General features: G+C 56.1%; 24 protein-coding genes, 1 tRNA gene and 1 pseudogene. 24 read left to right on the forward strand and 2 right to left on the reverse strand.

Features of this window, described 5'->3' with window-relative positions; genetic code table 11:
• A pseudogene (locus C5L10_RS18780) lies at nucleotides 1-117 on the reverse strand (SAM-dependent methyltransferase); the annotation flags it as partial.
• A 699-nt stretch (nucleotides 118-816) separates the two neighbouring features.
• Here C5L10_RS18780 and C5L10_RS18785 point away from each other — a divergent pair.
• The 9 genes from C5L10_RS18785 to C5L10_RS18825 all read left to right on the forward strand — a co-directional run bounded on the left by C5L10_RS18785 (nucleotide 817) and on the right by C5L10_RS18825 (nucleotide 5755).
• A complete protein-coding gene (locus tag C5L10_RS18785; RefSeq protein WP_037088200.1) occupies nucleotides 817-1251 on the forward strand; it encodes a DUF2948 family protein in 435 nt (144 codons plus the stop codon).
• A gap of 67 nt (nucleotides 1252-1318) precedes the next feature.
• Nucleotides 1319-2632, forward strand: a complete 1314-nt coding sequence (gene hisD / locus C5L10_RS18790) for a histidinol dehydrogenase (RefSeq protein WP_105430930.1) — start codon at nucleotides 1319-1321, stop codon at nucleotides 2630-2632.
• Between the two features lie 3 nt (nucleotides 2633-2635).
• Nucleotides 2636-3109, forward strand: coding sequence for a UPF0262 family protein (locus C5L10_RS18795; protein ID WP_105430931.1), 474 nt, complete (start codon nucleotides 2636-2638; stop codon nucleotides 3107-3109).
• A 2-nt stretch (nucleotides 3110-3111) separates the two neighbouring features.
• Nucleotides 3112-3591: a low molecular weight phosphatase family protein gene (locus C5L10_RS18800; RefSeq protein ID WP_105430932.1), complete on the forward strand. Its 480-nt coding sequence runs from the start codon at nucleotides 3112-3114 to the stop codon at nucleotides 3589-3591.
• Nucleotides 3592-3743: 152 nt separating this feature from the next.
• Nucleotides 3744-3962 carry a translation initiation factor IF-1 gene (infA, locus tag C5L10_RS18805; RefSeq protein WP_004435948.1) on the forward strand — a complete coding sequence of 73 codons (219 nt, stop codon included), beginning with the start codon at nucleotides 3744-3746 and terminating at the stop codon, nucleotides 3960-3962.
• Between the two features lie 25 nt (nucleotides 3963-3987).
• Nucleotides 3988-4608 carry a Maf-like protein gene (locus C5L10_RS18810; RefSeq protein ID WP_105430933.1) on the forward strand — a complete coding sequence of 207 codons (621 nt, stop codon included), beginning with the start codon at nucleotides 3988-3990 and terminating at the stop codon, nucleotides 4606-4608.
• Between the two features lie 130 nt (nucleotides 4609-4738).
• On the forward strand, nucleotides 4739-4948 hold the full coding sequence (gene yacG / locus C5L10_RS18815) for a DNA gyrase inhibitor YacG (RefSeq protein ID WP_105430934.1): 210 nt from the start codon (nucleotides 4739-4741) through the stop codon (nucleotides 4946-4948).
• Nucleotides 4949-5112: 164 nt separating this feature from the next.
• A tRNA-Phe gene (locus C5L10_RS18820) sits at nucleotides 5113-5188 on the forward strand.
• 198 nt (nucleotides 5189-5386) lie between these two features.
• A complete protein-coding gene (locus C5L10_RS18825; protein ID WP_105431044.1) occupies nucleotides 5387-5755 on the forward strand; it encodes a PH domain-containing protein in 369 nt (122 codons plus the stop codon).
• Between the two features lie 312 nt (nucleotides 5756-6067).
• On the opposite strand, the gene C5L10_RS18830 is transcribed toward C5L10_RS18825, so the two are convergent.
• Complete coding sequence (locus tag C5L10_RS18830) at nucleotides 6068-7204, reverse strand: acyltransferase (protein WP_105430935.1); 1137 nt, start codon at nucleotides 7202-7204, stop codon at nucleotides 6068-6070.
• A 339-nt stretch (nucleotides 7205-7543) separates the two neighbouring features.
• Here C5L10_RS18830 and C5L10_RS18835 point away from each other — a divergent pair, with 339 nt between their 5' ends.
• From C5L10_RS18835 to C5L10_RS18905, 15 genes are all read left to right on the forward strand, one after another.
• Nucleotides 7544-8344, forward strand: coding sequence for a DUF1796 family putative cysteine peptidase (locus C5L10_RS18835; RefSeq protein ID WP_105430936.1), 801 nt, complete (start codon nucleotides 7544-7546; stop codon nucleotides 8342-8344).
• 456 nt (nucleotides 8345-8800) lie between these two features.
• On the forward strand, nucleotides 8801-10585 hold the full coding sequence (locus C5L10_RS18840; protein WP_105430937.1) for a hypothetical protein: 1785 nt from the start codon (nucleotides 8801-8803) through the stop codon (nucleotides 10583-10585).
• Complete coding sequence (locus C5L10_RS18845; protein WP_105430938.1) at nucleotides 10582-11274, forward strand: WbqC family protein; 693 nt, start codon at nucleotides 10582-10584, stop codon at nucleotides 11272-11274. The genes C5L10_RS18840 and C5L10_RS18845 overlap by 4 nt, the downstream gene beginning before the upstream one ends.
• A gap of 452 nt (nucleotides 11275-11726) precedes the next feature.
• A complete protein-coding gene (locus C5L10_RS18850) occupies nucleotides 11727-12824 on the forward strand; it encodes a bifunctional 2-polyprenyl-6-hydroxyphenol methylase/3-demethylubiquinol 3-O-methyltransferase UbiG (RefSeq protein WP_105430939.1) in 1098 nt (365 codons plus the stop codon).
• Nucleotides 12821-13642, forward strand: coding sequence for a phytanoyl-CoA dioxygenase family protein (locus C5L10_RS18855; protein WP_105430940.1), 822 nt, complete (start codon nucleotides 12821-12823; stop codon nucleotides 13640-13642). Before C5L10_RS18850 ends, C5L10_RS18855 begins: the two co-directional genes overlap by 4 nt.
• Nucleotides 13639-14586 (forward strand): glycosyltransferase family 2 protein, encoded by a 948-nt coding sequence (locus C5L10_RS18860; protein ID WP_105430941.1) that lies wholly within the window; start codon nucleotides 13639-13641, stop codon nucleotides 14584-14586. The genes C5L10_RS18855 and C5L10_RS18860 overlap by 4 nt, the downstream gene beginning before the upstream one ends.
• 393 nt (nucleotides 14587-14979) lie before the next feature.
• Entirely contained in the window at nucleotides 14980-15609 is a 630-nt protein-coding gene (locus C5L10_RS18865) for a class I SAM-dependent methyltransferase (RefSeq protein ID WP_105430942.1), read from the forward strand.
• A gap of 2 nt (nucleotides 15610-15611) precedes the next feature.
• Nucleotides 15612-16277 carry an acetyltransferase gene (locus C5L10_RS18870; RefSeq protein ID WP_105430943.1) on the forward strand — a complete coding sequence of 222 codons (666 nt, stop codon included), beginning with the start codon at nucleotides 15612-15614 and terminating at the stop codon, nucleotides 16275-16277.
• A gap of 161 nt (nucleotides 16278-16438) precedes the next feature.
• Complete coding sequence (locus tag C5L10_RS18875) at nucleotides 16439-17215, forward strand: hypothetical protein (protein WP_245448043.1); 777 nt, start codon at nucleotides 16439-16441, stop codon at nucleotides 17213-17215.
• Nucleotides 17142-17612 (forward strand): GtrA family protein, encoded by a 471-nt coding sequence (locus C5L10_RS18880; RefSeq protein ID WP_245448044.1) that lies wholly within the window; start codon nucleotides 17142-17144, stop codon nucleotides 17610-17612. The genes C5L10_RS18875 and C5L10_RS18880 overlap by 74 nt, the downstream gene beginning before the upstream one ends.
• Nucleotides 17613-18018: 406 nt before the next feature.
• A complete protein-coding gene (rfbA, locus tag C5L10_RS18885; RefSeq protein ID WP_105430945.1) occupies nucleotides 18019-18906 on the forward strand; it encodes a glucose-1-phosphate thymidylyltransferase RfbA in 888 nt (295 codons plus the stop codon).
• Nucleotides 18903-20039 (forward strand): dTDP-4-amino-4,6-dideoxygalactose transaminase, encoded by a 1137-nt coding sequence (gene rffA / locus C5L10_RS18890; RefSeq protein ID WP_105430946.1) that lies wholly within the window; start codon nucleotides 18903-18905, stop codon nucleotides 20037-20039. Before rfbA ends, rffA begins: the two co-directional genes overlap by 4 nt.
• A 22-nt stretch (nucleotides 20040-20061) precedes the next feature.
• Nucleotides 20062-21156, forward strand: coding sequence for a dTDP-glucose 4,6-dehydratase (rfbB, locus tag C5L10_RS18895; RefSeq protein WP_105430947.1), 1095 nt, complete (start codon nucleotides 20062-20064; stop codon nucleotides 21154-21156).
• Between the two features lie 213 nt (nucleotides 21157-21369).
• On the forward strand, nucleotides 21370-22044 hold the full coding sequence (locus tag C5L10_RS18900) for an AAA family ATPase (RefSeq protein WP_105430948.1): 675 nt from the start codon (nucleotides 21370-21372) through the stop codon (nucleotides 22042-22044).
• Nucleotides 22041-22328, forward strand: coding sequence for a hypothetical protein (locus C5L10_RS18905; RefSeq protein ID WP_105430949.1), 288 nt, complete (start codon nucleotides 22041-22043; stop codon nucleotides 22326-22328). Before C5L10_RS18900 ends, C5L10_RS18905 begins: the two co-directional genes overlap by 4 nt.
• The last annotated feature ends 13 nt before the right edge of the window (nucleotides 22329-22341 follow it).

Genomic DNA, 22341 nt, shown 5'->3' on the forward strand with positions numbered 1-22341 from the left:
CCGGAACAGGCCGAGATGGTCGCCAAGCACGACAAGAACGCCGGACACGCCAGCGCCGAGATCGCCCACCAGCCGACCGACAAGTGCATCGAGTTTCTGCATATCAGGTTCCTGCATGGCACCCTCCATAGATACGCCAGCCCCAGCCCGATGTGTTTTAGCCAAAGCGATGCTACGCCGGGGCGGCACACCGTCAATGAAGCATTCGGACTAGACGACCGATCAGAAGGCTTAACTCCCTGTCTAACGGCAATCCGTTCCGGGCCTCAAATGCCCGCTGACAGCGTAAAGCTGCCGGTCCGCGCACCACCCCATCGCCCTCTCTTGGGCGAGAGATGACCGGCAGGCGGAGTGTGTTCCGGCATCTGCGATGCCCCCAGGCCCCCGGGCCTAGACGGCATTTGTCGTCGTGTTTCGTCAACGACTTGGCAGATTTCTCGCCTCGTCGACATCCCCGCGGTCAAGGTGCCGGGCGATAATGGCCGCATCATCGGATGGGAACCGGGTTCGCGAACCGGCTGCCTCACCAAGGTTCGAAAGCGCCCGTTTCCGATGAGGTTGTCAAAGCGGGGGGTGGAGGGCGCGGAAATCCTCCGCAAACCGCAAGAGACGATCGGGGTAGGCGCAAACCTAACTCACATCACTACCCAATGCTCCTGCCTGCCCCATCCCCCTTCAACCGTGCCGACACATCCGTCGGTGCGGATAAAGGTGCGTTCTGTCTTGCGCTCCGCCGTTGCTTCTTGCCTCGCCACATCCTATCTCAAGTCCAGGAACTTTCGCGTGATACGCGCCTCTGGATGGATATTGGAAGCGATGACCGACTTGAAGCTGCTGGCCCTCGATACGGACGACCTAGGCGTCATTTCCGCCCATATGCAGGATGCGGTCTTCAAGGTGGGCGACGTGCGCTGGTCGCAGCCCGAGCGCAACTTCTCGCTCGCGGCGAACCGCTTCGTCTGGGAGAACGCCGCGGCCAAGCAGCGCAAGGGGTTCGAACGCCGCCGTGCGGCGATCGTCTTCAAGCGGGTCGAGGCGGTGCGCTCTACCGGCATCAACCGCGGCCGCAAGGACGAGGTCCTGTCGCTGCTGGCGATCACCTTCTCGCAGAAGGGTGACGGCCCGGAAGGCACGATCGAACTGGTCCTGTCCGGCAAATCGACGATTGCGCTCGACGTCGAATGCATCGAAGTTGCTCTTGCGGATGTCGGCGGCGCATGGGAAACGGCATCGAAGCCCCGTCATCCCTGATCTGGCCCCTTTGCCCGAACGGCCCGACCGGGATAACATCGTTTTTTGAGCTGGAAGGGATACCCGCTTGGCAATCTGGTTGGATCAGGCGTCGCAGGACTTTGAGGCGAAGTTTTCCGCATTTCTCTCGACCAAGCGGGAGGTCTCGGAGGACGTGAACGCGGTGGTACGCGCCATCATCGACGATGTGCGCGCCCGCGGCGACCAAGCGCTGATCGATTACTCCGCCCGTTTCGACGGCATCGACCTCGCCAAGGTCGGAATAAAGGTGACCGAGGCCGAGATCGACGCAGCGCTTGCCGCGACCGACCGGAAGGTCATCGATGCCCTGAAGTTCGCCGCCGAACGCATCGAGCGCCACCATGCCCGCCAGATGCCGAAGGACGATATCTACGAGGACGCGATCGGCGTCGGTCTGGGCTCCCGCTGGACGGCGGTCGAGGCGGTCGGGCTCTATGTTCCGGGCGGCACCGCGAGCTATCCGAGTTCTGTGCTGATGAACGCGGTGCCGGCGAGGGTCGCCGGCGTGCCGCGGGTGGTCATGGTCGTGCCGGCGAATGGCGGAACGATCAATCCGGCCGTACTGGCCGCCGCCCGCATCGCCGGCGTCACCGAGATCTACCGCATCGGCGGCGCCCAGGCCGTGGCGGCACTCGCCTATGGCACCGAGACGATCGACCCGGTCGCAAAGATCGTCGGCCCCGGCAATGCCTATGTGGCGGCTGCCAAGCGCCATGTCTTCGGCACCGTCGGCATCGACATGATCGCCGGTCCCTCGGAAGTCCTCGTCATCGCCGACGGCGAAAACGATCCGGACTGGCTGGCGGCCGACCTGCTCGCCCAGGCCGAACACGATGCCGGCGCGCAGTCGATCCTCGTTACCGATGATGCCGGGCTCGGCAAGGCGGTGCAGGCGGCCGTCGAACGCCAGCTGAAGACCCTGTCGCGCTCTCAAACCGCAGCGGCCAGCTGGCGCGATTTCGGCGCCGTCATCCTGGTGCCGGACCTGCAGGCGGCGTTGCCGCTCGCCAACCGCATCGCCGCCGAGCACCTGGAGCTTGCCGTTGCCGATCCCGACGCGCTGCTGCCCGGCATCCGCAATGCCGGCGCGATCTTCATCGGTCGCCATACGCCTGAAGTGATCGGCGACTATGTCGGCGGGTCCAACCATGTGCTGCCGACCGCGCGCTCGGCGCGGTTCTCGTCCGGCCTTTCGGTGCTCGATTTCGTCAAGCGCACCTCTATTTTGCGGCTTGGGCCTGATCAGCTCCGCCAGCTTGCGCCCGCGGCGATCACGCTTGCTCATTCCGAAGGCCTCGATGCCCACGCCCGTTCCGTTGCGATCCGCCTGAACGGCTTGCCCCTCGACGACGAGGGCTGACGGATGGGGTCCGCGGTCTACCGTCTCTGCGATGTCGTTCTGGACGACTCGATCGGGCGCTCGACGCCCGATGTGGAACACGAGCGGGCGGTCGCCATCTTCGACCTCGTCGAGGAAAACTCCTTCGAGCCGCTCGGCCATGCCGGCGGCCCCTACAAGCTGAAGCTCTCGCTCGTCGATGCCAAGCTGATGCTCGGCATCACCACGGACAAAGATGAGCAGGTCGCGACCCATATCCTGTCGCTGACCCCCTTCCGGCGGATCATCAAGGATTACTTCATGATCTGCGAGAGCTATTACGAGGCGATCCGCTCCTCGACCCCGAGCCGCATCGAGGCGATCGACATGGGCCGCCGCGGAGTACACAACGAAGGCTCGCAGACGCTGATGGACCGGCTGGACGGCAAGATCCGCGTCGATTTCGATACCGCGCGGCGGCTCTTCACGCTGGTCTGTGTGCTCTATTGGCGTGGTTGAGCATGGAAGCCGTGCTCGCCCTGGAGACAAAAGCCAAAAGGCCGGGCGCCGTTCTCTTCATGTGCGGCTTCAACGCCATCCGTTCGCCGATGGCGGAGGCCATTGCAAAGCGGCTGCTGCCACCCGATATCTACGTCCAGTCGGCGGGCGTGCGCTCCGGCGAGCGCGATCCCTTCGTGGATGCGGTACTGGAGGAGGTCGGGCTTTCGATCGGCCGCCATCAGCCGCGTACGCTGGAGGAGCTCGAGGACGATTTTTTCGACCTGATCGTCACGCTGACGCCGGAAGCCCACCATGCCGCGCTGGAACTGACCCGTTCAAATGCCGTGGATGTGGTCTACTGGCCGACCATGGACCCGACCGCTGCGACAGGCACCCGCGACCAGATGCTGGATGCTTATCGGGAGGTTCGCGACCATCTCTGGAAGTTGATCGACGAGCGCCTTTCCGGCATCAGCCGGCATCCGGCCGAGACCGCCTGAAACCGCTCGTCGCAGGCCGCTTGAACCGACATTGAGAATAGCGCTCAAGCGAGGTTCACAAAGCGGACATGATTGTGTAGTTTCCGCGCAAATTTCCGGGCGGGCGCAAAAAGCGTCCCCGGCCCAACCCAACACAGGAAGAAAAACTATAGATGGCTAAAGAAGAAGTCCTCGAATTCCCGGGCGTCGTGACCGAACTCCTGCCCAACGCGACGTTTCGCGTAAAGCTGGAAAACGAACACGAGATCATTGCCCACACCGCCGGCCGCATGCGCAAGAACCGTATCCGCGTTCTGGCCGGCGACAAGGTGCTCGTCGAAATGACACCTTACGACCTGACCAAGGGCCGCATCACCTACCGCTTCAAGTAATCCTCATCATCCGCGGCGGGCTCTCATGGCGCTGGAACAAAAGCTGATACTGGCCTCCGGTTCTCCGCGCCGCCTCGACCTCCTCAACCAGGCCGGCATCACGCCGGCGCGGCTGATGCCGATGGATATCGACGAGACGCCGAAGAAATCCGAACATCCGCGTTCGCTTGCCCGCAGGCTTTCGACCGAAAAGGCCGAAGCGGCGTTGGCGGGGATCAGAAACGATCCGGCCTGGCGGCACAGCTATATCCTGTCCGCCGACACGGTCGTCGCCGTGGGCCGCCGCATTCTCGAAAAGACCGAATATACGCAGGAGGCCTCGTCCGCCCTGCACCTGCTCTCGGGACGCGGCCACTGGGTCTATACCGGCATCTGCCTCATCACCCCCGGCGGCCAGTTCCGCCAGAAGGTGGTGCAGACCAAGGTGCGCTTCAAGCGGCTTTCCAGCCGCGAGATTGAAAACTATATCGCGTCCGGGCAATGGCGCGGCAAGGCGGGCGCCTACGCGATCCAGGGTATCGCTGGAGCGTTCGTCCAGAAACTCGTCGGCTCCTACACCAATGTCGTCGGCCTGCCGCTTTTCGAGGTGACTGGACTTCTGGCCGGCGAAGGCTTCGACGTGGTGGCGGCCTGGCCGGAGGGCTGATAGAGGCGGGTCCGGACGGCGCAGGCCGATCGAGCAGGCCGAAAGGTGCTTTGGCTGCGCCCGCAGGGTGTCATCGGCGTTGGGAGGCTGCCGGATGCGCCATGCCCCTGTAGAAAGGAGTATTCAAAAGATGACATCAGAACCGATCAAGACCGGCGGCAAGGTCGAGCCGCTCAGGAAGACGAGGCCCTGCCCGGAATGCGGCAGGCCGTCGGCGCGCGACCATTATCCCTTCTGCTCCGACCGTTGCCGCACGCTGGACCTGTCACGCTGGCTGACGGGCGCCTACGCCATTCCTGTCTCCGACGACGAGACCAAGGCCGACAGTTCGGACGATTGAGCCGGGAGGTCGCGCCTGTTTTTGTTCAGGAAATCGCGATTTTCGCAAACCTGTCAAAAAAGTGGGCTCTGGCGCTGGACATGGCCGAACAAGATGTTATAACCCCGCTCGCTCCGGGGGAAACGCCCCCGCCGGTCCCGACCGGAAGGCTTCAAAGCCTCGATGCCCGGATAGCTCAGTTGGTAGAGCAGCGGATTGAAAATCCGCGTGTCGGTGGTTCAAATCCGCCTCCGGGCACCATTTTATCTCAAAGAAATCAAGTGTTTGGCGCAGTTGGGCTTATCAGCATGTTGCAAAAGATTCCCAATGATTTCAACGGGTGTGCAGGTGGTGCAAACAAGTCCGTGCAACACGAGACCGATTAGCCATGCGGCGGGCGACCTTGCCGGCGACGCGCTTCACTCCTACCTTTCCACGAAAAAACGAGGGATGGGTGATATGGGTATCTTTGACGGCCTTCTCGGGCATGGATCGACGGTAGACCCAAACGACCTGAAGCGCCGCCTAGACGGGGTCTTGATTGAGGGCGAAACGCCGCAATTGGTCTTCAAGGTGATTCGCGACTTCTTCGTCTTCACTCAGTCCCGCATCATCCTCGTCGACATCCAGGGCATCAAGGTCGACTACACGTCGATTCCCTACAAGGCGATCACCCGCTTCTCGGTCGAAACGGCTGGGACGTTCGATCTCGATTCTGAGCTCAAGATTTGGGTTTCCGGCTCCAGCGCGCCTATCGCCAAGACACTTAAGAAGGGCACGGACGTCCGTGGCATTCAAAGAGCGCTGGCGAGTGGAGTGCTGAAGTAGGCGGGTCGGGTCTAAGCTGGATCCCGAAGCCTTACGCCACCGTCTATGAATTCGATCCCTGCTGTATCGAGGGCTGTCCTCGATCGCTTGGAGGTAGTCGAAGCATTTCTGATAGTCGGCGCGCGTCCGGGGAGCCAGTTCGGTGCGTGACCTACCCATTCCGGTATTTGGTGATCACTATTCCCAGAGTAACCTGGTTTGGCCCGCACCTGTTCCTTGATGTCTAAATCAGTCGGCAATCCATGAATCAGATTAAGCTCAAGTTAGGACCCCAAAGGGGCCACATGCGGCAATCCGTCCACTGCCTAGAACCTAAGCGGTTGGCCCCTTCGCCAGCATTCTCAGCCGTATCGCTCCAACGAACCGCATGACGAATGATGCGGCCGCCTTGCCGATTGATCGGGAGATTCTGACAGCGACATTGTTTATCGCTATCATAGGCAGAGCCACAACTATCGAGACGACAACCACGAGGACGCCGATCGCCAGTTTTAGTGGTTCCGAGAATCCGAAGTTTCGCGTCAGAGGTTCACCAATCAGCAACATAACCGGGCCGTGCACGAGATAGAGCGGGAAGGATATCTCTCCCAACATCTGCGAGAAGCGGCATGAGAGAACGTTATTGACTGGGGTCGACGCAACGCATCCGAGCGTTAGGGCCAAAGCCGCGAGCATGTTCCACTTGTCGGCAATCGACAGCAGAAACGCCGGCGCGCATCCGCCTATCAAGAGAAGGGCAACAGCTACTGCTTCAGGTATCCTCTGTACCCATTCGCGTTGAATGGCGAACGCGATGACGGCGCCGAACAAAAATAGAGAAGAGAGCCGGAATGCGTCCGTTGCTCCGCGATCCATGATCAGATAGGCGATAAGCAATATTGCTACCATCCCCTGAGGGCGGCGAGCAATGGTGAGCAGGATCGCAAAAAGCAGCAGCGATCCGAAGAGCTCTATGCTCATCGTCCAAAGGGCCCCGGCGTATGTCCATCGCAGGCTGTAATTGAAGAACACATCGAACAGTGAGAACTGCACGACGTGAGCTAGTGTCGTGTCAAAGTCGAGAATGCGGCCCCAGGGCGCCATTCTCTGATCCGCAGGAGCCAAGAGCCCCAACTCGATCACTACGTGCACTGCAAGACAGAGGGTCAGGATAGGAATGGCTAACCGGAAATATCTCGAAGCAGCACTCGCTATGAGGATGCTGTTGTCGTTCGACGCCAGATACCCGATCGACAGCGAGATTCCCGATACTGCAAAAAAGATCAGCACCGCGAACGGGCCGTTGAAGGGCAAGAGATGGCGCAGAAATTGGCCGCTAGCTGCAGTGACGGGCAAACCTTCGGAGAACACGTGATAAAGTACGACGAAAACGGCCCCCCATCCGCGTAGGCCGTCCAGAACCGGAAGCCGGCTGCTTTTGCACGGCTCAACAACCGTCTCGTAGCTCATCGAAAATCCCGCATAACAAGACGTCTGCTTATGCCGGTTCCCTTCACCAACATCAATCCCAAAAGGGCATTCCAATTAGCGTCATCACTGCCCGCAGTACGCAACGGTAAACAAGGTGGGATCTCATCCTGATCGTTGTGCTATACTGCACAGATCCGCGGCTACAAAATCGCGTGTCAACGAAGGCTGCAAGGATCTCTGAATTCGTCTACGATTGCTCGATCGTCTAGCCGTCAGAGATGGCGAGAAACCGTCGACAGGGGCGATAGGCACTAAGCGCAGGCGAGCCGAAGGCGTGGGCTTGACGCCACCTATTTGGAGTGTATTGCTGGGTCTTCAATGGAAGAGAGCGTGCTTGGGATGGGCGGGACGCTAATAGTGTCTATGGGCTACAACTGTTACGTTAGTTGGACTCTCAGAAAGATCGGGATTCAGAAAGGCTCTTACCCGATAGATTGGGTAAATAGCTTCCGCTTCTCGCGCCTTCTTGATTTCATTGACGAGTTCTCTATCGACAGCTTAAAGGGTTTCGAGCCGTCCCCCATAGATGCAGACGCCGCAAGCGGAACCTCTTACTACATCACAAGATATGCCATGCGCTTCCCTCATGAGCATGACGTAAATCCGGAGATCAGCATCCGGGAGATCGGCGAGAGATACGCACGACGCTTCGATCGTCTAAAGGCTCATTGTAAGGCGGCGTCCCACGTTGTCTTCTTACGGACGAATGCCGTCAGGTCATACAATCTAGCGCCTGAAGATGTCGATGAATATTCGCCAGATGTGGTTTTGAAAGCTGCCAGGGTTCTCCGCGATTTAGCAGGACACAACAGGTTCACGTTGGTGATTTTGCGAGAACGCCTTGAGGTTCCCGCCATCGATGCCCCGTTCGTCGCTCAAGCCGATCTTTTGGTGCCCTTTGAAAACGGATTCTACGACGCTGACGTGAGTCAGCCGCGTAAATCAGACGCCTTCGATTTCTTTAGAAACGGGCTGACCCCCATCCAGAAGGCTAGGTCGACGGCCGAAGTTAAGAAGGCACTGGTTGGCCTATCCGCGACATCGCAAATGAGGCCTGATCGCGCGCAAGGATTTCGTTGGCTCGATCTTCTCCAAGGACACCGGTCACGAAAATCTTGAGGGTACCGGAAAACTCAGAAGTGCTCCGGACGTTTGATGCCGATTCCTACAGCCGCGCAGCCGAGCGGCTGCGGATAGGCGACGTAAAGGCTTCCGCTTCGATGTCGCTGCGCCGTAGCCAAATTGCAAACTTGCTTCATGAATGTCGGGGATGATCGACCGTTCGGCGTTCTCGTCCCCGGCGGCCCTCCACTGTGATGTCACTACCGGTACATGAAGGGCGCAGATTCAACCTGTACCGTTAACGCTCACTCCGCGAAAAGCCATTCTTCCCCCTAATCGAATGGATGGAATCATCAATGGAAACGCAGTAAGAGGTCTCACCTACTCAGGATGGAGCCGGTGATCGTGGGTAGACAGATATGAGTTCCTTCAGTCGATCGTTGAGCAGTGAGTAGTCGAGTGCCCCTAAGAGAAAAGAACAATAGTTCGGTTGTGGCCCTTTCGCGCTATGCAATGATGATCGTCACTGTGATGGGCACGCTCGCGATCCTGAGCTGGATTCTCGGATATACGTCCTATGGACTCGACTTTACTGATGAAAGCTCTTACATAGTTTGGATGTCAAACCCGTTCAACTACCAGGTTTCGGCATCACAATTTGGTTTCATCTATCGTCCTCTTTATATCCTTGTGGGTGGTGATATCGCCGCCCTGAGGCAAGCCAACATAGTAATCACCTTCGGACTGGGATGGGCTTTGGCTCATACCTACCTGACGTCACTGGCGCCTGAGGTTCAACGAGGACGCGTCGCTCTGCATGTCACTGCCGCAGGGTTGGGTGTCAGTTCGCTCATCCTGTTCGATACTTGGTTGGCTACCCCAAATTATAACAGCCTCGCATTTCAGGCACTCCTGACCACTGCGATCGGTCTGCTTCTAGCCGAAAAAGCAAACACTCATAAGAGCTCAGCGGGATGGATCATTATTGGTATTGGTGGTTGGTTGGCCTTCATGGCTAAACCAAGCACGGCAGTTGCATTGGCGGTCGGTATCTTCATTTGTCTCCTGGTGTCACGCAAGCTCTCGCTTCGATTGATGTTGCTTATGGCGGCGACTACTGTCGGCCTTCTTCTGTTTAGCGCACTGATGATTGACGGATCTATATCGGGGTTTGCAAAACGACTGCAGCTTGGGGTCGATTTTGCCACATATCTCGGTGGCGGTCATACCGTGAGACAGATTCTACGGATCGACAATTTTCGAGTTCGTACGCCGGGCCAACTAGCGATTCTTTTTGTCGGATTGTCGACACTCGCGGCGATTTGGGGTGCCTTGTCAGAAAAACCGAAAGGAGTGATCGCTTCCCTATTCATATCTGCTGGATTTTTTGCCGCCACTGCATTACTGGCCTTTGGCCAGGTTCGCGCAACTGCTGGTCTGGGAGAATTTGAGGGACTTTTGACGTTTGGGGTTGTATTTGCCGCCGTTTTGACGGGTCTAATATTCGGCAGACCGAAGCCCTTGATAAATATCTCCGCGGCGCAATGGGCCGTGGCCCTCCTCTTTCTTGTAATGCCTCACCTTTATGCGTTTGGAACCAACAGGAATTATTGGGAGAATGGAGCCTGGGCGGGAATCTTCTGGCTGCTTGCGGGTACAACGCTGCTGCGGCCAGTTGTTCGTAAACGTGGAAGCTGGTCATTTGCGTTACCGCTTGCGCTGGCTGCTCAGACTGTCACGGCAGTTCTCCTGCAGACGGGGCTTGAGCAGCCACAGCGCCAAACTCAGCCACTCAGACTCAACGAAACTACTTTGGAAATCGGGCCGCATCGATCCGCATTGGTACTATCAGCGGGGTCCGCGACTTATATAGCTGACGCCGTGGCTGCTGCTCAAAGCAGCGGCTTCAAACTCGGCACTCCCGTTATCGATCTATCAGGCCAGTCCCCTGGCATCCTTCATGCTATCGGGGCCGAGAGCATCGGCCAGGCTTGGACCATAGGCGGATATCCGGGCAGTCTTAAGCTGGCCAAAGCAGCGCTGGAACATGTTGCGTGCGAAAGGATTGCAGCAGCTTGGATTCTGTTCGAGCCCGGCGGTCCGCGCAGCATTCCGGTGGAACTGATGCCGAGTTTGGGAGCAGCTTTTCCTGAAGCCTACCAGCAGGTAGGTACCTGGCGAACAGCCCCAGGTGCAGGCGGCTATGATGGTAGCCGTACTCAAGAGCTTTACAAACCGACGGCACCGAGTGAGGTTTTGAACGCCTGTCGAGCTATTCGAGCGAAGGAAATGAAGTGAAGAAGGTGGCCATCGTCCAGTCAAACTATATCCCGTGGAAGGGTTATTTCGATATGATCGCTGCTGTGGATGAGTTTATCCTCTACGACGACATGCAATATACGCGGCGTGATTGGCGCAATCGCAATCAGATCAAGACGCCACAGGGGGTTCAATGGCTCACGGTCCCCGTTCAAGTTAAGGGAAGGTACCACCAGAAAATCCGAGAAACTGAGGTAGAAGGCTCCGAATGGGCGAGCGTCCACTGGAAGAGTCTGATCCAGAACTATCGACGTGCTCCACATTTTGAGGAAATTGCTATGTGGCTGGAGCCCCTTTACCTAAATGAACCGCCAAGCTACCTTACCCCGCTCAATCGTCGATTCATCGAAGCAATCTGCAATTATCTCTCAATCCAAACTACAATTTCCCACTCATGGGACTACACTTTAGTAGATGGAAAAACGGAGCGTCTGGCTGCGCTTTGTGCTCAAGCGGGTGGCACGGAGTACGTATCTGGCCCCGCGGCAAAAGACTACGTAGATGAGGAAGTCTTTCAAGAACGAGGAATAAAGCTTACATGGTTTGACTATGCCGGCTATCCTAGGTACCCCCAGCTCTGGGGTGAATTCGTTCATGGAGTGACGATCCTCGATCTTCTCTTTAACTGTGGAAGGGACTCGCGAAATCACATGAGGTACTTAAAATGACTCTGTCACAGCGTCAAATTTCGGGCCCGCTGATGAATTGCGATGCTCGAGGATGGCGTAGCTGATTCGGCACCGCTAAGTTTCGAGACTTTTGCCAATTCCCCGGAACTAAGGAACGAGGGGTGATCGGCGCTTCGCCATGTGAATACCGTGGGTGAGGAATTTGATCCTGCGTGAGAGCCGTGGGTTGACACTTGGACCGTTCGCGTGCGTTTCCGGTGCCGCAATACTCTTTAGAGCGTTCGTGTGCGCGCGAGGAAAGAGGAAAGTGTACCGGCTATTGGCGCCAACCTCCCACATTTTTAAGGCTTGCGCGTGGTGGCAAGATTGCGATATTGCGGACCGCTAGCAAGCATTGCGGGGGACTTCGCTTGACGGAATATTTTTCTAGCTGTCCCGCATGTGGATCAGCAGATTGTAGGAATCTACCCATTCCGCATGCAGCCCGCTCGATGGTTAGCGACGGCAAGGTGGTATCGAATCCTCTTGAGCGCAGTTCTTGTAACAACTGCGGCCATGGCTTCCACGCAAAGAATTTTTCAGAAGAGCAAATAAAAGAGATTTATGGTGCCGATTATTCGATCGGCCTGCGAGACCCGGTAGCGGAGGCTGCGCGCTCTGCCGAATATAGCCGTCAGATAGAAGCTTTCTTGACGCATCAGCTGGGGAATGAAGCAAATTTCGCCAAAATCATAGAGTTTGGATGTGGCAGCGGTACGTTGCTCAGTCAGTTGACCGATAGGCTTGGCGCTCAAATTGCGACCGGCGTGGAGCCTAGTTCCCGGGTAGCCGCGAATGCGCGTTCTAACGTGGGAGATCGAATCTCCATCCACCAGGGTTTTGCTGAGCAGTTCGAGGAGGCCGCCCCCGATTACAATCTTTGCCTGTCAGTTAACGTGATCGAGCACACACGTAATCCCCGCGGTTTTTTACAAGCATGCCGGCGCGTCATCCATAAGACGGGAAATATTGTCGTCATTTGTCCCGACGGAGAGATTGTGGGGTCGGAATTGCTCTTTTACGATCACATTTCCAACTTTACACCCGCTTCCTTGGCGATGATGGCGGCGGGCGCAAACCTGCGGATTGTCGCAAACTCCCCTTTAACGGGCGGCCTGCAGGGCTTTAGGGTTTACCTGCTGCGGTTCGGCGACGCTGACCTTGACAATCAGGCTCGCGGCTTCGAGGTTCTTTCTCAAGAACGCGTAGAGTATGTCAACACCTGGAGCAAGGTACAAGACACGACCAGCGGGGCGCTCAAGGGCCGGAAGTATGGCGTCTTCGGCACGGGTGAGTATTCAGACCTTCTTCATGCCTATAGCCCCTCCGTGATCGAAAACGCAGAGTTTTTTGTAAGGGATCAACCGGTAGAGGCGGATTTCTATGGTAAACCCGTTGTATCAGTCAAAGACTTCTTAAGCCTTCCAAGATTGCCTCTGATTGCGGCTGTGCATGAGCGAAGCTGGCCGCTTGTCCGAGATCGTTTTAGATCGGAGGATGTCCAGATCTTTCATTCTCTCGAAATCGCAAGGCAGGATCTGATCCCATGACGGAAATTTCTCGCTACGGCGTTATTGCGGCCACTGAAGCAAACGACATTTACGATATCCTGGCCGAGGAGGTCAGGCTACTGGGATACACCACGCTAGATTCCGGATTGACCGCGTCTCAGCTCGATGAACTCTCGCGGTTGTTCAATACAGCGGAGTTAGAATACGATACCGAGGCATCAGGACAAGGTTATGATCTTAACAAGATTAGCGAGCGTGATACGATTCGCCTCCTTCCGATGGTACGCCCCAAGTTCTGGGAGGTCGTTTTCAATCGGCCACTTCATGACTTATTGTCGCGGCTCCTTGGCGGTTACTTTATCCTGAACCAAGTGAACGGCCTGATAAACCGTGGCCACCAAAGCAAATATCACCAGGCCCAGTATCACAGAGATTTGCCGTATCAACATTTCACTAGCTCTCGGCCGCTCGCTATCAATGCACTCTTTGCATTAGACGACTTTACCATCGACAATGGCGCCACACGCGTGATCCCTGGAACCCATCATCGTGAAGCGTTTCCACCTGACGAAGTGGTTCGGCGTTTGGAGACCCATGTGACCGTCAAACGAGGAACGTTCATTGTCTTGGACTGCATGGTTTACCACGCGGGCAGCACCAATAACACCGACAAAAATCGTCGCGCCATCAATCACGTCTTCACGATTCCTATGCTGCGTCAGCAATTCCATATTCCTTCTGTGCTGGGCGAAGCTCCAGATTTTACAGACCAGCAAAAGAAAATACTGGGTTACGGCCTGGAAGAATTCCGTTCAGTTGGGGACTGGTTCAAGTCTCGGTTGCCGAAAGTCAAATGAGTTCCATGACACGCAAGTTATCCATTGTTACCACCCTATTTAGGTCAATGGACACTATCGATGAGTTCATCCAACGTGCCTTGGCTGCGGGAGAAGCGGTGTCGGATGATATTGAAATCGTGATTGTCGACGATGGCAGTCCAGACGGTTCGGCGAACATCGTACGAAATTGGGTTGAGCGCGACGCTCGGATTTCGCTGTTATGCTTGAGCAGAAATTTCGGGCATCATAAAGCAATGCTCGCCGGTTTGGAGCACGCTCAGGGCGACTTAATATTCCTAATTGACAGCGATCTCGAGGAACCACCCGAGTTGCTTTCGGAAATGGCGCAGGTTCTGCAGAGAAAAGCCGTTGATTGCCTGTACGGGCTGCAGGAACGTCGGAAAGGCGGCCGGATGGAGCGGATATCCGGGCACGTTTTTTATTGGCTGTTCTCCGCGTTGAGCGAAGTACGCATACCCGAAAACGTATCAACGATGCGATTGATGACCCGTCGTTATGTATCCGCTCTACTTAAATTTCGCGACAAAAACCCTGTTTTCGTTCCACTTAGCATGCTCGCCGGCTATCCCCAGGCGTCGTTCCCTTTTGTGAAAACCAGCACTTCGGATACGACCTATTCGCTAGGAAGGCGAATTGCTCTGACCGCCCTTGCGATTACGACGTTTTCGGCCAAGCCATTGATATTAATGCTATGCTTCAGCTTGATGACGGCTCTCTTAGGTATCGTTTACGGCGGGTTTGTTGTGTTGCGGGCGCTGACCGGGCCGGTCCAAGATGGTTGGTCGTCCCTTATGGCCGTCGTGGTCTTTTTCTTCAGCTTGAATGCTGTTTTTACGGGGCTGATGGGCCTTTATGTTAAACAGATCCTCGAAGAGGTGAAGGATAGGCCCCGCTCAATCATTCAAGATATCTATTCTCAACGACACTCTTCGGAGAACTAGCCGAAAATATTCTCGCGCTTTACAAAAGTTGGGGGACTTTCCAACGTCGCCCGCCGGGCGGTAGGTTGTCGCGCTGCGGTGGACGAGATATTGCCGGAGTGACTACCAAGTGGCATGACCCACACCGGAGTTCATTTTGACGATCGTCCGAGTCAATCGCAGATACCTCGTCAGGTGAGTATTCGGACGGGGCAATCGGCTCACCGCAAATGACCAAATGGGGACACGAGATGTTGCTGGTCCCTCACAAATGCGAGCGCCCAGAGCGGTATCGACGACCGGACGCGGGGCCGATATTTCCTTGAATGGCGGGGCTGGAAATGCATTCATAAGAATTTTCGGGGCCAATCAGCGCCGTTAAACATCAGCGCCCTTACAGGTGGTAGGACATTCATGGTTGAATCGAGTAATGACATCCTGAAGGATGTCGCTAACTATTACGCGGAGCGGATCGCCGAACATGGCCAAACGGCAGCGGGTGTAGACTGGAACAGCCAGGCGGGCCAGCTCATGCGCTTTAATCAACTTCTCAAGGTGGTCGATTCTTCGCAACCGTATTCTATCGCCGATATAGGATGCGGATACGGAGCCTTGCTTGACCACCTCTCGCAGTTGGGACATACCACCCGGTATATAGGTGTCGACATTGCACTGCCGATGATTGAAGCAGCCCGTTCGCGCATCGCCGCCTCGCAGAACGTCACCTTTAGGTTGGGTAACTCGCCAGGTGAGATCGTCGATTATTCCGTAGCGTCGGGAATTTTCAATGTGCGCCTTGGTCGGACGGACGAGGAGTGGCTTGCATATCTGGTGGAAACACTGGACATGATGAATATATCCACCCGGGCAGGTTTTTCTTTCAATTGTCTAACATCCTATTCTGATGCAGACCGGATGCGGAGTGATCTTTTCTATGCCAATCCGCTGGACTTATTCGATCTTTGCAAACGGCGCTATTCCCGGCAGGTGGCTTTGTTGCATGACTATGAGCTCTACGAGTTTACGATGATTGTGAGGAAGTAGCTATGACGCAGAAGCTCATCATTTTTGGGGCAGGTGATATCGCTCAACTCGCGCATTACTATTTCGAAAATGACAGCGATTATGATGTGGTCGCGTTCACTGTGGACGAAGCCTATTTAACTAACCGAGAGTTTTGTGGCCTGCCGGTGGTTGCCTTCGAAAACGTCCTTGATCGCTATCCCCCGTCTAACCATGCCCTTTTCGTCGCGCTCAGCTACTCCAAGCTCAATCAAATCCGCAAGGAGAAATTCGAGGCCGGGCTTGCTCTCGGTTACGATCTTGCAAGCTATATCAGCTCTAGCGCAACGGTCCTCAACGGGCATTCCTTCGGACGCAATTGTTTTATTCTTGAAGACAATACGATCCAACCATTTTCGCATATTGGCGATAATGTCACGTTGTGGAGCGGTAACCACATCGGTCATCATTCGGATATCGGAAGTCACACGTTCATTTCCTCCCATGTTGTGGTGTCCGGTGGGGTCAGGGTTGGCGAGCAGTGTTTCATAGGGGTCAACGCCACGCTTCGCGATCACGTTAGTATCGGGGCAAGATGCGTTATCGGTGCCGCAGCGCTCATACTGTCCGATGCCGAGGCTGATGGAGTCTACGTAACTGGCGCCTCTGAACGCTCACGTGTTCCCAGCTCAAAATTGCGCAAGATATGACCGGCAGATGGGTTAAAACCGGGCTGCTCTTCAAACCCTCCGGTTTACACCCGAAGCTGAGGAGCCACGCTGCCAATCCGCTCGCACTTCACCTCGAAGGTGACACATACAGGGTGTTTTTTAGCGGGCGTGACAGTGAGAATCGTTCCTCTGTGGGCGCCGTGGATATTAATCTCTTAACGCGGGAAATCATTCACGAACACAAGCAGCCCTTTCTGCTTCACGGCGCTGGCGGCAGTTTCTTTGAAGCGGGTATCAGTATCGGCAACTGTTATTCTGTTGGTGCGCAGCGCTATATGCTGTTCATGGGATGGCAGACGCCTCCGGGAGGGCATTGGCGAGGCGATATCGGCCGCATAATGGTTCGGCCTGATCTAACCCTTGAAATGGACGGCGACGTAGCGTTTATGGCCTCGGATGAAGAGGATTCGGTCAGCCTTTCCTATCCATGGGTTGAAAAGACAGATAATGGAACGTTCAAGATGTGGTATGGATCTACCGTAGCCTGGGACGCGGGCAACGGCGAAATGCTCCATGTTATCAAATCCGCCAGTTCAAGGGATGGCCATATATGGCACAAGGAAGGTGCGGCAATTCCCTATGAAATAGGCAGAGCGCAAGCTTTTTCGAGGCCGACGGTTCTCATTGATGCGGTGGGGGGGTACCGGATGTGGTTCTCTTACCGCAGCGGTCAAGGCGAAGCCTATCGTATCGGGTATTCTGAAAGCCGCGACGGAATCGCGTGGACCTTGAAATTGGACCAGGTGGGTATAGACGTTTCCGAAAACGGTTGGGATAGCACGATGATCGAGTACCCTTACGTATTTCGGCACGGGCACAATACATATATGCTATACAACGGCGATGGCTACGGGAAAACAGGTTTTGGCTTGGCCGTACTCGACGATAATAAGGTGGAGAAATCTGATTTTCTCTAGAAATAGTATATTTCAGCTGGTTCGTTTTGGGGTCGTCGGCTTGTTGACGAACGCCTTCGGATATATCCTCTATCTTATAGCCACCTTTGCTGGGATTCCGCCAAAGTTGGCAATGAGTATACTTTATTTGTTGGGAGTTTTTATGAGCTTTGCTGCTAACCGGCGATGGGTTTTCATTCACGCTGGCGAGCAGCAGGGCGCCCTATTCCGATATGGAACCATCTATGGCATTGGTTACGCGCTGAACTATAGCATACTCTATGTGTTTGTGGATAAGCTCCATTACTCTCACATATACGTGCAAGCATTTGGTATAATTAGTGTGGCAGCATTCGCATATGTGGCGTCCAGCATTTATACCTTCCCGTCCACCAACAAGAGAAAACAAAACCAGTGAGCTGCCGTTGTTTGGTAGATGCGATTTTTTCGCACATTGACGGCTGCAGTACTTGTGGATCGCCTCGTATCGGTAACGATATTCGGCTGGCAGTGGCCGTCGTCTCAATAGAGCGACGATTAGAAGGCGCAGATTATCGCGGAAGTTGCGAGCTGGCGTGACGGTTTGCTCTGTGGTGCGGCGTCATGGGTTGACGCCGAAGGCTGCTAATAGCCCTTTCAGATGGGTATTGCGTGCGGAAAGTGCTCGTAGTCAGAACTGGTTTGGATCTGCCCCCGGTGGGCCACGACTGCTTTTAGCCAGAAAGACGTGAATCTAACAAATCCTTCCCATCTTTTCGAGCGTGAGATAGCTATTATCCAATCGAGGCTGATAGTGCCGCCGCGGTCGGCGAGGGGAGACATGAATGAAAGCGATTGTTCTTGCTGGCGGCGCGGGGTCGCGCCTGTATCCTCTGACCAAAGTCTCCAGTAAGCAGCTTCAGGCTGTTTTCGATAAACCTATGATCTATTATCCTCTGACCGTTCTGCTTGCGTCGGGGGTCAGGGAATTTTGCCTCATTGCGACGCCGCATGACCTGCCCCGGTATCAGAATTTGCTTGGGGATGGCAGCCAGTGGGGAGTAGCAATCCAGTATCGCGAGCAGCCGAGACCCGAAGGGATTGCACAGGCGTTCTTGATTGCGGCGGATTTCGTAGGCTCCGATGATGTCATCCTGATGCTGGGCGACAATATCTTTTCCGGTGGGGACGACTTCCCGCGGGCAGTCTCCAGCTTCACGGGTGGTGCAACAATTTTCGCCTACCATGTCAAGGATCCCGAGCGCTATGGCGTCGTGGAATTCGACCGGAACGGAAAGGCAATCTCCATTGAAGAAAAGCCTCAGCACCCCAAAAGCAGCTACGCGGTGCCTGGCGTGTATGTCTACGATAACAGCGTGCTGGATATTGCGAAGGCAGTGAAGCCATCCGTCCGTGGGGAACTGGAGATAACGGACATCAATCTGGAATACCTAAGACGCGGCAAACTACAGGTGCGGCGCTTGAGCCGCGGCTTCGCCTGGCTTGACGCCGGTACCAGTACCGCGCTGCACGAAGCCTCTTCCTACATCGAGGCGATCGAGCGCCGGCAAGGCGTGAAAATCGGCTGTCCTGAAGAGGCGGCGCTGGTGAGACGGTTCCTCAGCATTGCCCAATTTGAAACCTTGATTGAGCGCATGCCGATATGCGAGTACAGCGACTATCTGCGCGGCGTCGCCGACGAGTGGCACAGGCTTCAAGAGGATAAGCAGTGAGCGAGAAGATCCCGTTCAACCGACCGTTCATGACGGGTAAAGAGCTATACTACATCGCGGAAGCGAAGTTCGGCAACATGCTTGCTGGTGACGGGCCTTTTACGAAGCGTTGCCATGAGTGGCTGAAAGACAAGAGTGGATGCGTCAAACCGCTGCTGACGCACTCATGCACCGCCGCCTTGGAGATGGCGGCATTGCTTCTCGACATCGAGCCTGGTGACGAGATCATCATGCCCTCGTACACGTTCGTCTCGACCGCCAATGCATTCGTGCTGCGCGGCGGCGTTCCGGTGTTCGTCGATATCCGGGAAGACACCTTGAACCTGGACGAACGCCTGATCGGGTCGGCTATCACTTCGCGCACCCGCGCCATCGCCCCGGTCCACTATGCGGGTGTCGCCTGCGAAATGGACGCCATCATGAGCATTGCCAAACGCCATGGCCTCAAGGTCGTGGAAGATGCGGCACAGGGCGTAATGGCAACTTATAAGGGCCGAGCACTGGGCAGCATTGGTGATCTCGGGGCCTACAGCTTTCACGAAACCAAGAATGTGATTTCAGGGGAAGGGGGAGCCCTGTTGGTGAACGACCCCGCTTTGGCGGTGCGCGCCGAAATCATCCGCGAAAAAGGCACGGACCGCGGACGTTTTTTCCGGGGTGAGGTCGACAAATACACTTGGCAGGAGGTCGGTTCTTCGTTCTTGCCGGGCGAGCTGATCGCGGCTTTCCTATGTGCCCAGCTTGAAGAAGCCGAGCGCATCACCAATCATCGCTTGGGTATCTGGCAACATTATCACACGCTTCTGGAGCCGCTCGAGGCACGAGGATTGCTTCGCCGGCCCATCGTCCCGGATGAATGTCAGCACAATGCCCACATGTATTACGTTCTGCTGGCACCGGAGATCGATCGTCAGAAGGTACTCAATGAGCTTAAGAGGAGCGACATCTTCTCGGTCTTCCATTATGTGCCTCTGCACTCTTCGCCCGCCGGAAAACGGTATGGCCGGGCGCAGGGTGACTTGCGGGTGACCAACATCCAGTCGGAAAGGCTGGTGCGTCTGCCCTTGTGGGTTGACCTGACTGTCCAGCAGCAGGAACACGTTGTCAGGGTTTTGAAAGATGCCATCGGCTGACCCATCAAGAGTGTCGAGGGCAATGAAAATTCTGGTGACGGGTGGGGCCGGTTTTATCGGGTCGGCAGTTATCCGCCACATCATCCACAATACCGGCGACTCGGTGTTCAACGTCGACAAGCTGACCTATGCCGGAAACCTCGAAAATCTGCGCGAGGTTGATAGCTCTGACCGCTACACATTCTCGCAGGTCGATATCTGCAATCGCGGCGAGCTGGAACGGGTATTTGCTCAGCACCGTCCCGACGCTATCATGCATCTTGCGGCAGAGAGCCATGTTGATCGTTCCATCGACGGTCCCGCGGCCTTTATCGAGACCAACATCATCGGCACCTATACGCTGCTTGAGGTAAGCCGAGCTTATTGGGTGGGACTGGAGGCCGAGCGCCGGCAGGCCTTCCGCTTCCATCACATCTCTACCGACGAAGTTTACGGCGACCTGCCTCACCCGGCCGATACCGTTGATGCCCGCCACCACCTTTTTACCGAAAACACCGGCTATGCCCCCAGCAGCCCATACTCGGCGAGCAAGGCCAGTTCCGACCATCTGGTTCGCGCCTGGATGCGAACATATGGTCTGCCGGTTCTGGTGACCAACTGCTCCAACAATTATGGCCCTTACCACTTCCCGGAGAAGTTGATCCCCTTGATGATCCTTAACGCGTTGGAGGGGAAGCCTCTGCCGGTCTATGGATCTGGCGATCAGATACGGGACTGGCTTTACGTTGAGGACCACGCGCGTGCGCTTCACAAGGTGGTCAGCGAAGGCCAGGTTGGGTCGACCTATAATATCGGTGGCCACAATGAAAAACAGAATCTTGAGGTTGTCAGGACAATTTGCGATGTCCTGCAACAGCTGGTTCCTCCCGGTGTCGGCCATCCTGTCAAAGAATACAGGTCGCTGATCACCCACGTGCATGACCGGCCTGGACACGATCGCCGATATGCCATCGATGCGGGCAAGATCAAGCAAGAGTTGGGTTGGCAGCCTACCGAGACATTCGAGACGGGCATTCAAAAGACTGTACGGTGGTATCTGGACAATTTGGACTGGTGCCGTCACGTACAGGACGGCAGTTATCAACGTGAACGTCTGGGGCAGGTCAGGCAGGTTTGATTGACGACTAGCTACGTTGGGACCGCTCCCGGGAACTGAGCTGGCGGGGGCCATCGCATTTTGCGCCCTATCCGAAACAATTTCGAGCAGGTTTTTACCGTTGACGCATCAACGTTAATGCAAAAGAACGCACTTGATGCGTCAGCGTTAACGCGGTAGCATCGTGATGCTTCGGCAAGCATCCTAACGCATCCAGCGTCAAAGGAGACTCCAGTGCCTGTTATCACCGTTGCCAACCCTAAGGGTGGAGCCGGCAAGTCGACGACGACACTCGTGCTCGCAACCACATTGGCCCAGCAAGGCGCTAGCGTCGTCATCTTGGACTGCGACCCGAACAGGCCGATCGAGGGCTGGAGGCGGGGAGCCTCAAAGAACCCTGTCATCGTCGACGGTGGGGTCACCGAGAGCACGATCACCGCCAAGCTCGACGAGTATCGCAAGAAATACCAGTTCGTGTTCGTGGACCTTGAGGGCACAGCCAGCCGTCTGATGTCTCGAGCGCTCGCCAGGGCGCAACTTGTCGTCATCCCCATTCAGGCCAGCCCGACCGACGCTGAGCTGGCAGCGCGAGCCATCCATCTCATTCAAGAGGAGGAGCAGGCTTTCGAGAAAACGATCCCCTACCGGATCCTGTTCACGAGGACGTCCCCGGCGATCGCCACCAAACTCGAAAAGCAGATTACCAGCCAGCTGGCGGCGGGAGATGTGCCCACGTTCCGCAATCATCTGTACGAACGGTCGGCGTACAAGGCGCTCTTCTTCCACCAGCTCGACCTGGTCGAGCTCGATCCATCCGAGGTGAACGGGCTGCCGGCGGCCAGGGACAATGCCCTGCGGCTCGCCGAGGAACTCGTCGATCTCGTCGCCAGCGTGAGGGCAGCAGCATGACCGGTAAGAACCTTGGCTTTGGCAAGCTTGCCGATATCAAACCGGACACTGAATCTGAACCTGGGATCTCAGATCGGAAGATTGACGAAATCGGCGAGCGCCACGGGTTCATGGCCCGCGAACCGGTCCAGAAACTGAGCCGCCGGAAGCCGGCAGAGCCGTCGGCCAACCTCAATATCCGCCCGTCGATCACCACGTTCAATCGTTTCCTGCAATTCTGCGAGCGGAACCGGATGTCGTATCCCGAGGGGCTGAAGGAACTGATGGACAGGGCAGGGGTATGATTGACGCAACAGC

The organism is Neorhizobium sp. T6_25, assembly GCF_002968555.1.
Lineage (GTDB): Bacteria > Pseudomonadota > Alphaproteobacteria > Rhizobiales > Rhizobiaceae > Neorhizobium.